The following is a 9,494-nucleotide window of genomic DNA, read 5'->3' as shown; positions in this document are numbered from 1 at the left end:
TGACGAACTATGTTGCCAGATCGCTACTCGAAGCCGGAGGATTCAGACCCCACCTACACCCTCGATTGCGATGAGCCGATAAACCGTAAGTCTCGAAAGAGGAACTCAGGTAATTAACGCCGCATATTGAGGAGTAAGCCTTGGAACACCGGGATGGCTCGCCGAGGACTTCTCTGTAAAGTGGCGCCGTGATCTCGAATCGTGTCTTTGTTCATGGATCCGGACGTCGCGGACCGGATGCCTGGCCCACAGCCTCGCGAGACGAGGCGACGTTCCTCAGCTTCGCCAACGCAGTACCGATGGGTCAGCGAGTGGATGAAATCGTCCTCGCTTGCCAACCGCCGAGGGCAGTGCTCTTCGCCCACTCGCTCGGCGCGGTTCCCGCGGTACTGGCAGCCGCATCAGGACGCATCGATCTCGCTGGACTCGTGCTGGTCGAGCCCGCCCTCTATGACGCTGTCCGCGGTGATGAAGCGATCGAGCGGCATATCGCCATAGTTTCCGAGGCGCGGGACCTGGCTGTGACCGACCTGCGCGGGTTTTGGATGATGTTCCGGCCGCTGATGTTCGGTGGATCCTTCGATCCCGAGACCTGGGCCGCGGAGCACGCCGTCGCCGAGCACTGGGCTTTCACCACGCTGCCGTGGGGTCACGGCGTGCGTGCCAACGCAACGCGTGACGTCTCCACACTCGTGATCACGGGCGGCTGGAATCCGGAGTACGAGGTGATCGCACGGATGCTCGAAGCATCCGGCGCCCGTCACCGGGTGATTTCCGGGACCGGGCATCGCCCACAGGATCACCCCGATTTCGCTGTCATCGTCGAAGAGTTCCTCACAGAAGCCGCCTTCTGAAGGCGCCACAGCGCCGCCAATCGGTTGCCGCGGCCGCGTCGCAACGTGTTTCAGCCGGCCGAGGCGCGGTCGCCGACCCGCTGGCCGACGACGGCGGAGACACCGTCCTGGCGCATAGAGACGCCGTAGAGGGCGTCGGCGATCTCCATCGTGCGCTTCTGGTGCGTGATGATGAGCAGCTGCGAGCTCTCGCGCAGCTGCTCGAACACGGTGAGCAGGCGGCCGAGGTTCGCGTCGTCGAGCGCGGCTTCGACCTCGTCGAGGATGTAGAACGGGCTCGGGCGCGCCTTGAAGATCGCGACGAGCAGGGCGACGGCGGCCAGCGATCTCTCACCGCCGGAGAGCAGCGACAGGCGCTCGATCTTCTTCCCCACTGGCCGCACCGCGACCTCGATGCCGGTTGTGAGCATGTCGTCGGGGTTGGTCAGCGAGATGCTGCCGGAGCCGCCGGGGAACAGCAGCGGGAAGACCTCGCCGAATGCCCGCTGGGTGTCTTCGAACGCGCTCGCGAAGATCGTCTGCATGCGCTCGTCGAGGTCGGCGATGATCGTGAGCAGGTCCTGACGCGTCTGGGTGAGGTCGGCGAGCTGCTCGGTGAGGAACGCGTGACGCTGTTCGAGGGCTGCGAACTCTTCGAGGGCGAGTGGGTTCACGCGCCCCAGCTGATTCAGCTTGCGCTGCGCCTCGGCGAGGCGGCGCTCCTGGGCTTTGCGGTCGTACTCGGCGGCTTCGTCGTCACCATCGGTTACAGGGACTGGCTGATCCGGGCCGTATTCGGCGACGAGGATGTCCTCGTCGAGGGCGAGTTCCGACGAGACGCGCTCGAGCAGGCTCGTCAGATGCAGCTTCTTCTCGTGGATCTGGAGTTCGATGCCGTGCACGCTCTCGGTAAGGCGGGCCAAGCGCTCGCGTAGCGCCGTCTCCTGGGCGCGCAGAGCGGTGAGCTCCTCGTTCTGGGCCGAGCGCGCGCTCTCGGCCTCGCCGAGCTTGAGCCGGGCTTCGGCCACAGAGCGGTCGATCGAATCAAGGATGCGCGGAAGCTCGGCGGCGACGGCGGATGCCGCTTCTCGCTGACCGCGGCGGATCACGGCGCGCCGCGCTGCTTCTGCCGCGGCCTCGCGCTCCTGTTCGCGTTGGCGCTCGAGTGCGACGACGCGGGTCTGCGCGGCACGGATGCGCTCGCGCAGCGTCTCGATCTCGAGCCGGGCCCGAACCTCGCCCTCGCGCGCGGTCTCGAGCGCTTCGAGCAGCCCCTCGCGCGCCGAGGCGTCGAGCACGGGGCGGGGTTGCGCCTCGGCCGCAGCGAGTTCCTGCTGCGCCGCCTGCGCGGACTTCTCCGCCTCCGAGACGGCGGCTTGCGCCTGGGTAAGGCCCGCTTCGAGCCGTTCGCACTCGGCAACGGCCGATTCGTGGCGCACGGTGACCTTGTTGACGTGTTCGGCGTGGGTCGCGAGCGCCGCGTCGTGCTCGCGCAGCGCCCGCAGCGCCTCCTGCGCACGGCGACGGGTGTCATCGACCTTCTCGGATGCCGCGGTGCGCGCTTCACGGAGCTCATCGACGGTGAGGCGCACTTCGGCGAGGCGTTCTTGGGCGGCATCGCGCTCGGCCGTGAGCTCGAGCCTGGAGCGGTCGGATCCGGATGCTGTGCGCACGGTCTGCGCCGTGATGACCTCTCCGTCCGTGGTGACGACGGTCGCCGTGTCGTCGTGCAGCGCGTTCAACGCCGCGCGAATGCGTTGCGCAGCTTCCAGGTCATCGGCGATGAGCACGTGGGAGAGGATGCCGAGGATGCCATCGGGGGCGGTGACGACATCGATCGCCGCCGTCGCCCCGTCGATCTTCGGCAGCTCCGAGAGCCCGCGGAAGGCATCGGCGATCACGAAGTCGACGATGCCTCGATCCTCGGCTGCACAATCACGGGCCACGGCGAAAGCCGCCTCCGCGTCATCGACGAGCACTCCCTCGGCGAGCGGGCCGAGAACAGCGGCGATGGCGGCTTCGAATCCGGCAGTGACCTGCACCGCATCGCCGACGAGGCCGCGCACGCCGGGGGCCCCCGATTCGACGACCTCCGCGGCGCCGCCGGACAGCGACAGGGCGCTGCTCAGCGCTCCGGCCTTGGCCATGAGCGCTTCGGCTTCGCGCTCGGCGGCATGCAGCTTCTCGCGCAGCGCCTCGCGTTCCGCTTCGGCAGCGGTCACCGCCCTCTGGGCGCTCTCATAGGCCTCGGTGTGCTCCGCCGCACTCGCCTCCGGCGCCTGGGTGCCCTCGATCTGCTCAAACGCCTCAGCCGCTTCTCGACGACGCTCATGCGCCGCATCGAGCGCGTTCTGCTGACGCTGCACAGCACCGCGCACCGCGGCGAGCGCAGAAGCCGCAGCCTCTGCGGTGCCGCGCAGAGCAGTGAGGGCCATCTCGTGCTGGGAGACCAGCGCGCTCTGCTCGGCGATGTCGACGTCGAGGGCGTCGAGTTCGACTCGCGCGGCCATGACCGTGCGACTGGCCTCGGCAGCAGCATCCTGGGCATCTCCGATACCCGATGAGATCACCGTGATCTCATCGGCGGCCTCGTCGATCGTGGACTGCGTCACGGTGACGGCGGTGACTGCGGCGTCGTCCTCTTCGGAGCCGAGCAGGGCGAGCCGCTGGTTGGCGAGCGTGTAGAGCGAGCGCATGCGCTCCTGCACCTGCTCGAGCCCGTGGGCGATGCTTCGGGCCTGGTCGACGGCTGCGGAGTTCTGGTCGGCTTCGAGTTTCGCGATGCCGACACGGATCGTCTCGGACTGCTCGGCGAGCACAAGGCGCTCGGTGTGGCGCTCCTGTTCGGTGCGCGTGTGGTCGGCGAGAGCTGTGCGCAGGGCGACGACGTCGTCGGCGAAGATCCGTGCCTTGGCGTCTCTCACGACCGCGGCGATGGTCTGCGCCTCCCGGGCGATCTCGGCCTGCTTGCCGAGGGGTTTGAGTTGACGGCGGATCTCGCCGGCGAGGTCGCTCAAGCGGGTGAGGTTGGTCTCCATCGCGTTGAGCTTGCGGAGAGTCTTCTCCTTGCGGCGGCGGTGCTTGAGGATTCCTGCTGCTTCTTCGATGAATCCGCGCCGGTCTTCCGGCGTTGCCTGCAGCACGGTATCGAGACGGCCTTGGCCGACGATCACGTGCATCTCACGGCCGAGGCCCGAGTCGCTCAGCAGCTCCTGCACGTCGAGCAGACGGCATCCGGAGCCGTTGATGGCGTATTCGCTGGAGCCGTTGCGGAACAGCGTGCGGCTGATCGTGACCTCGGCGAACTCGATCGGCAGGGCACCGTCGCTGTTGTCGATCGTGAGCTGCACCTCGGCGCGACCGAGGGGTCCACGCGTGGAGGTACCGGCGAAGATGACGTCTTCCATTTTGCCGCCGCGCAGGGTCTTCGCCCCCTGCTCTCCCATGACCCAGGCGAGGGCATCCACGACATTTGATTTACCCGAGCCGTTCGGGCCGACGATGCAGGTCACACCGGGCTCGAAGACGAAGCTCGTGGGCTGCGCGAACGACTTGAACCCCTTGAGGGTCAAACTCTTCAGGTGCATGCCGGCACCGTTCGTCGACGGGAGATCACGTCGCAACGCTACCGGAATTCCGCGCCGTTCCGCGGCTCACGCGCGGTGCTGAGCCGCATCCGGTTCACCACGACACGCCGATGACACGCCCGGCGGCTTGACGTCAGCGGATTCACAGGACTAACTTGTCAACCCTGATCCCGTACGGAAGGAGGACACCATGATCACGATCACTCGCATTGCGCATCTCGCCGGCACAGCCGCGACCCGCATGCTCGATCAGGTGTCCCGCCGTTCCGGGATCCGATTCAGCGCGCTGTCGTAGAACCGTTCTCTGAGCGCCCGTCCTCTGACGGCCTCTCGATCCGGCTCTCCCCGCTGTCCCACCGGTCGCATCTGTCGTCGACCAGCCCCTCGGGCGTCGTCTCCGCTCTCGTAGCCGCCCGCTCGCACCCCGGCATCCGCCCCGGTGCACCTGATTCCCCTGAAGAAATCGATTCAAGAAACGAGCATTCTCGTGAACGCTGAAGCCCTGCTTCGTAAAACCGTCCACCCACCGTGTACCGAGGAGGTGACCGTCGTCGTCCCGACCGACCGCCGTAAGCTGTCGATCGGCGACCGGTTCTCCCTCCGCATCGGGCTCTGGTTGCTTCTTCGCGCAGCGCGCACGGATGAGCGCACCGGCGACCTCACCCGTGAACAGGTCGCCCTGCAGCTGGCACGGGAGCGAGCCGCATCGGCCACGTCGCGCCACCTGTTGACCTACGACCTGCAGCGTCAGCTGCGCTGATCGGAGAGACCATGACGATTCACCTCACCCCTTCCGCCGTCCTGCGTCCGCTCGAGCTTCCCGCCCGGGCGGACGCGGGGCCCACCCCACTACTGCGCGCCTATGCCGAGGTGCGCAACCGCACGATCAAAGAGACGTCCGGTCGCGAAGACGACGCTCTCTCGCCCGAGGAACTGCTTCCCGTGCTCTACGACTCCATCGCGTCGAAGAAGCGCCAGTGGTGCATCGAGGAAGACGGCGAGACCATCGGATGCGTTGCCACGGCCATGCTGCAGGACGGGGATGCCGATACTGCTCTCGGCGTCATCTCGATCTTGAAGGCCCGCACCGGCCGCGGCATCGGAACCGCGGCACTCACCGCGCTTGAGGGCGCGCTGCGCGTCGAGGGTATCCGTCATCTCATGGGCTGGGTCGAGCACCACGGTGATGGAAGCGACATGCTCCATTCCCCGACGGGTTTCGGCGCGGTACCGCGCGACGGTGCCGCCCGGTTCCTCGACCGCCGCGGATTCCGCCTCGAGCAGGTCGTGCGGACCAGCGCGTGGTCCCCGGATGCTGCATCGCTCGCCCATCTGCGGCGAGCGCGTGAGACGGCCCAGGCGCATGCCTCGGATTATCGGGTCGTGCAGTGGATGCTGCCGACGCCGGATGAGTTCGTCGAGGGCTATGCATGGATGAAGTCACGAATGTCGACAGATGTTCCGGACGCCGAGCTCGGCACTCCCGTAGAGGTCTGGGACACGACACGTGTGCGAGAGCTGGAGGCGCACCACGCGGCGAAGGGCTTCGCTGTGCAGGTCACGGCGGCGCAGCACGTCGCCACTGGCGAGCTGTGCGCTTTCAACGAGCTGGCGATTCGCGCATCCGACCCCGCTGACACCTCGCATCAGCACGACACCCTTGTGCTCGCAGGCCACCGTGGGCATCGGCTCGGGATGCTCGTCAAGACCGCGGGTCTCCTCGGCTGGCACGCACGGTACCCGCGTTCCCCGAAGGTCCTCACCTACAACGCCGAGGAGAACCGTCCGATGCTCGACATCAACGAGACACTCGGATTCGCCCCCATCGCCTACGAGGGCGCATGGAAGAAGGAACTGAAGTGACCGACATCATCATCACCGGCCTCGTCGTGCCGAAGACGGCGAACGCTCCGGATGCCGCGGAGTTCCGCGCGATGGTCGACATCGGCAACGCCATGGCCAGGGCGGATGTCGGCACGGCCGACCTCGACGACACGGTCGAGAGCCTGCTGCCGGCCTGGCACGATCAGAGTGACCGGCTCTCGCGGGGCTTCGTCGCCCGGCGCGACGGTGAGATCGTCGGCGCCGCCGTGCTCCAGACGAACACCGCGGCGGGCACGACCCGCGCCGAGGTGGAGTTCTCGGTGATGCCGGAGGAGATGGCGACGACGGGGCAGACGCTGCTCTCCCGCGCCGAAGCCGAAGCACGGGAACTCGGCCGATCGGTTCTGCAGTCCTGGACGCTGCATCCGGCCTCCCCCGGTGACGCGCCGATCACCCCGGCGACGGGGTGGGGTCTGGTCGCATCGACGCCGATGAGCGAACTGCTCGTGGCGAACGGTTTCACGTTCGAGCAGGTCGAGCGCACGAGCATCCTGCCGCTCGATCAGCCGATGGATGCCGTGCACCGCCGCCTCGACGAGGCGATCGCCTACGCCGGCGACGAGTACCGTCTCGTCGAGTGGAGCCTGCCGACTCCGCCCGAGCTGCGCCGCGGATACGGCGGCGTGATCGCGCGCATGGCGACCGACGTCCCCGTCGGCGATCTCGTCTCCGAAGCGGAGGTATGGGACGACGAGAAGGTCGCCCGGCGCGACGCCCGCATCCTCTCCGGCGGCGCGACGTTCTCCGTCGCCGCGGTGGAGCATGTCCCGACCGGAGAGATCGTCGCCTTCAACGAGCTCAAGGCGGACGGCGATCTCACGGGCGTCACTCACCAGTGGGGCACGCTCGTCGTGCCAGAGCATCGCGGACGACGTCTCGGCACGGTCGTGAAGTGCGCGAACCTGTTGCGTTGGCAGGGCATCGCACCGCGCTCGCCGAAGGTCGTGACCTTCAACGCCGAGGAGAACCGGGCGATGCTCGACATCAACGAGGCGATGGGCTTCGTCCCGGCCTCCTATGCGGGCGGGTGGCAGAAGCGTCTGACGTGACATGCAGCCGGGGATCATCCTTCCGATGTATCCCCGGCCGCATTGACACGACTTGCGACGGACGACGCCGCAGAGCGGGACGACAAGGCTGGAATCATGACTGATCTCGTCCTCGAATCCCACGCACTGACCAAGATCTACGGCCAGACACGCGCGCTCGGCGGAGTAGACATGCACGTGCGCCGCGGTGAATCGCTCGCGATCATGGGCGCCTCCGGCTCGGGTAAAACGACTCTGCTGCATGTGCTGGCAGGAATCGTCACCCCGGCTGCCGGTTCCGTGGTCTTCTCCCCGACCGACGGCGCACCGATCGACGTGACCGGCGGATCAGAATCGCTGCGGTCTCGACTGCGACGGGAACGATTCGGGTTCGTGTTCCAACAGGGTCTGCTGATCCCCGAGCTGACCGCCGTCGAGAACATCGCCCTCGCTCTCATGATCAACGGCACCCGCCGCCGCACAGCGCTCGAGCACGCGGCCGGATGGATGGCATCCCTCGGACTCGCCGGCAAGGAGGACAACCGCATCGGCGAACTGTCCGGCGGTCAGGCGCAGCGCGTCGCGATCGCCCGCGCCCAGGTCACGGGCGCCGAGCTCGTCTTCGCCGACGAGCCGACGGGAGCGCTCGACTCGAAGACCTCGCACGAGGTCATGGATGCCCTGCTCTGGTCCACGACCGGACAGGGGCGCTCGCTCGTGGTCGTCACGCACGATGCCGACGTGGCCGCCCGGTGCTCGCGAACCGTTCTGATGCGCGACGGCAGCATCGTCACCGCCGAGGTGTCGGCATGAACCCCGCTGTCCTGGCTCTCCTGCTCAAACCCGAACGCGGCCAGGGCGGAGTTCTCGCGCTGCCTCTCACGTCGTTCGCCGTCGTCACGGCACTGCTGCTCTCGGTGATCGGGGGCGCACAGAAGTTCTGGACATGGACCGATCTCGATGCCGGGCTCTATCAGGCGCTGGCCTCGGTCGCTCTCATGCTCCTCCTCATCCCCCTCGCCACCCTCGGCGCGGCAGCAGCCCGGCTCTCCGCCCGACGCCGCGACGAACGGCTCTCGACCCTTCGTCTTCTGGGCGTCTCCCCTGCCGGCGTCGTGACCGCGACCGTCGTCGAATCCACGGTGGTCGCGACGGCAGGAGCCGTCGTGGGCGTACTCGGCTACCTCACGCTCACCCCGCTGATCGGCCTCATCGCCTTCCGAGGCGAACCGCTCGGGTTCGAGGCTGTGCTGCTCAGCACGCCCGTCATTCTTCTGATCGTCATGGCGGTCGTCGCGCTCGCAGCGGTGAGCGCGATCCTCGGGCTTCGACGCATCATCATCTCGCCTCTCGGCGTTCGCTCACGCACGACGACGCCTCGAGTGCATTGGATTCGGGCCGTCATCGCCGTCGTCGTGATCGGTGTCGCATTCACCGTGCTCGGGGCGCTCCCCGGCGGCATCGGGTTCGCGCTCACGGTGATCGTCATCGTCGGACTGTTCGGGGCCTCCCTCGGTGTGCTGAACCTCATCGGCCCGTGGGTTCTCACAGTGCACGCGCGTCTCGGTCTCCGACGTGCCGACAAGCCCGAGCGACTGCTCTCCGCCCGTCTCGTGCTCGAGTCGCCGCCAGCTGCCTGGCGGCAGGTGAGCGGGGTCGCGATGGCGAGCTTCATGGCCGTCTTCGCCGGCACCGGAATCGCGCTCATCGACATGAGCACAGATGGGCCCGATGGGAACGCAAATCTTCTGCTCGCGACAGACATCCGCACCGGCCTGATCATCACCCTGATCGCCTCGTTCCTGATGGTGGCGGTCTCGCTCGGGGTCAACCAGTCGTCCGCTCTGATCGATCAGCACGAGATGCACCGCAGCCTGCACCGGCTCGGTGTACCGCTCGCGACGGTGGATTCGGCACGCGTGCGCGCCGTCATGGCGCCGATTCTGCTGGTGACGATCGGATCCGCGCTGTGCGCCGCGGCGATGCTCTTCCCCCTGCTGGGCGTTGCCCTGATCATCGCGCCGCTTTCACTGCTGACCATCGCCGCCGTTCTGATCTGCGGTGTCGCCCTGGTCTGGTTGAGCACGCGGGTCACGCGTCCCCTGCTGGCCCGGGCCTTCGCTCCGGCGTGAGGAAACGGACAATACGGTGCGGGGGGCCCG

The 9,494-nt window shown here is 67.5% G+C and carries 7 protein-coding genes; 6 read left to right on the top strand and 1 reads right to left on the bottom strand.

Annotated features, from left to right (window positions below):
- Nucleotides 1-188 precede the first annotated feature (188 nt).
- Nucleotides 189-854 carry an alpha/beta hydrolase gene (locus ACWAUG_RS09135; protein ID WP_460802215.1) on the top strand — a complete coding sequence of 222 codons (666 nt, stop codon included), beginning with the start codon at nucleotides 189-191 and terminating at the stop codon, nucleotides 852-854.
- A gap of 50 nt (nucleotides 855-904) precedes the next feature.
- Here the strand turns inward: ACWAUG_RS09135 and smc are convergent, their stop codons facing one another.
- Entirely contained in the window at nucleotides 905-4,420 is a 3,516-nt protein-coding gene (smc, locus tag ACWAUG_RS09130; protein ID WP_460802214.1) for a chromosome segregation protein SMC, read from the bottom strand.
- A 541-nt stretch (nucleotides 4,421-4,961) separates the two neighbouring features.
- On the opposite strand from smc, the gene ACWAUG_RS09125 reads away from it, so the two are divergent.
- The 5 genes from ACWAUG_RS09125 (at nucleotide 4,962) to ACWAUG_RS09105 (ending at nucleotide 9,464) form a co-directional block, all read left to right on the top strand.
- Nucleotides 4,962-5,180 carry a hypothetical protein gene (locus tag ACWAUG_RS09125; protein WP_298040651.1) on the top strand — a complete coding sequence of 73 codons (219 nt, stop codon included), beginning with the start codon at nucleotides 4,962-4,964 and terminating at the stop codon, nucleotides 5,178-5,180.
- A gap of 11 nt (nucleotides 5,181-5,191) precedes the next feature.
- Nucleotides 5,192-6,283, top strand: coding sequence for a GNAT family N-acetyltransferase (locus tag ACWAUG_RS09120; protein WP_298040649.1), 1,092 nt, complete (start codon nucleotides 5,192-5,194; stop codon nucleotides 6,281-6,283).
- Nucleotides 6,280-7,353 (top strand): GNAT family protein, encoded by a 1,074-nt coding sequence (locus ACWAUG_RS09115; protein ID WP_298040647.1) that lies wholly within the window; start codon nucleotides 6,280-6,282, stop codon nucleotides 7,351-7,353. The genes ACWAUG_RS09120 and ACWAUG_RS09115 overlap by 4 nt, the downstream gene beginning before the upstream one ends.
- 96 nt (nucleotides 7,354-7,449) lie before the next feature.
- The gene (locus ACWAUG_RS09110) at nucleotides 7,450-8,145 is read left to right on the top strand and encodes an ABC transporter ATP-binding protein (RefSeq protein ID WP_298040645.1); all 696 of its coding nucleotides are present in this window, start codon (nucleotides 7,450-7,452) and stop codon (nucleotides 8,143-8,145) included.
- Nucleotides 8,142-9,464 (top strand): permease, encoded by a 1,323-nt coding sequence (locus ACWAUG_RS09105; protein ID WP_460802213.1) that lies wholly within the window; start codon nucleotides 8,142-8,144, stop codon nucleotides 9,462-9,464. Before ACWAUG_RS09110 ends, ACWAUG_RS09105 begins: the two co-directional genes overlap by 4 nt.
- Nucleotides 9,465-9,494 lie beyond the last annotated feature (30 nt).

It is taken from the genome of Microbacterium sp. GXF6406 (genome assembly GCF_054798215.1).
Note: the sequence above shows the minus strand (reverse complement) of the source record. Positions and strands in the feature narration are given on the sequence as shown.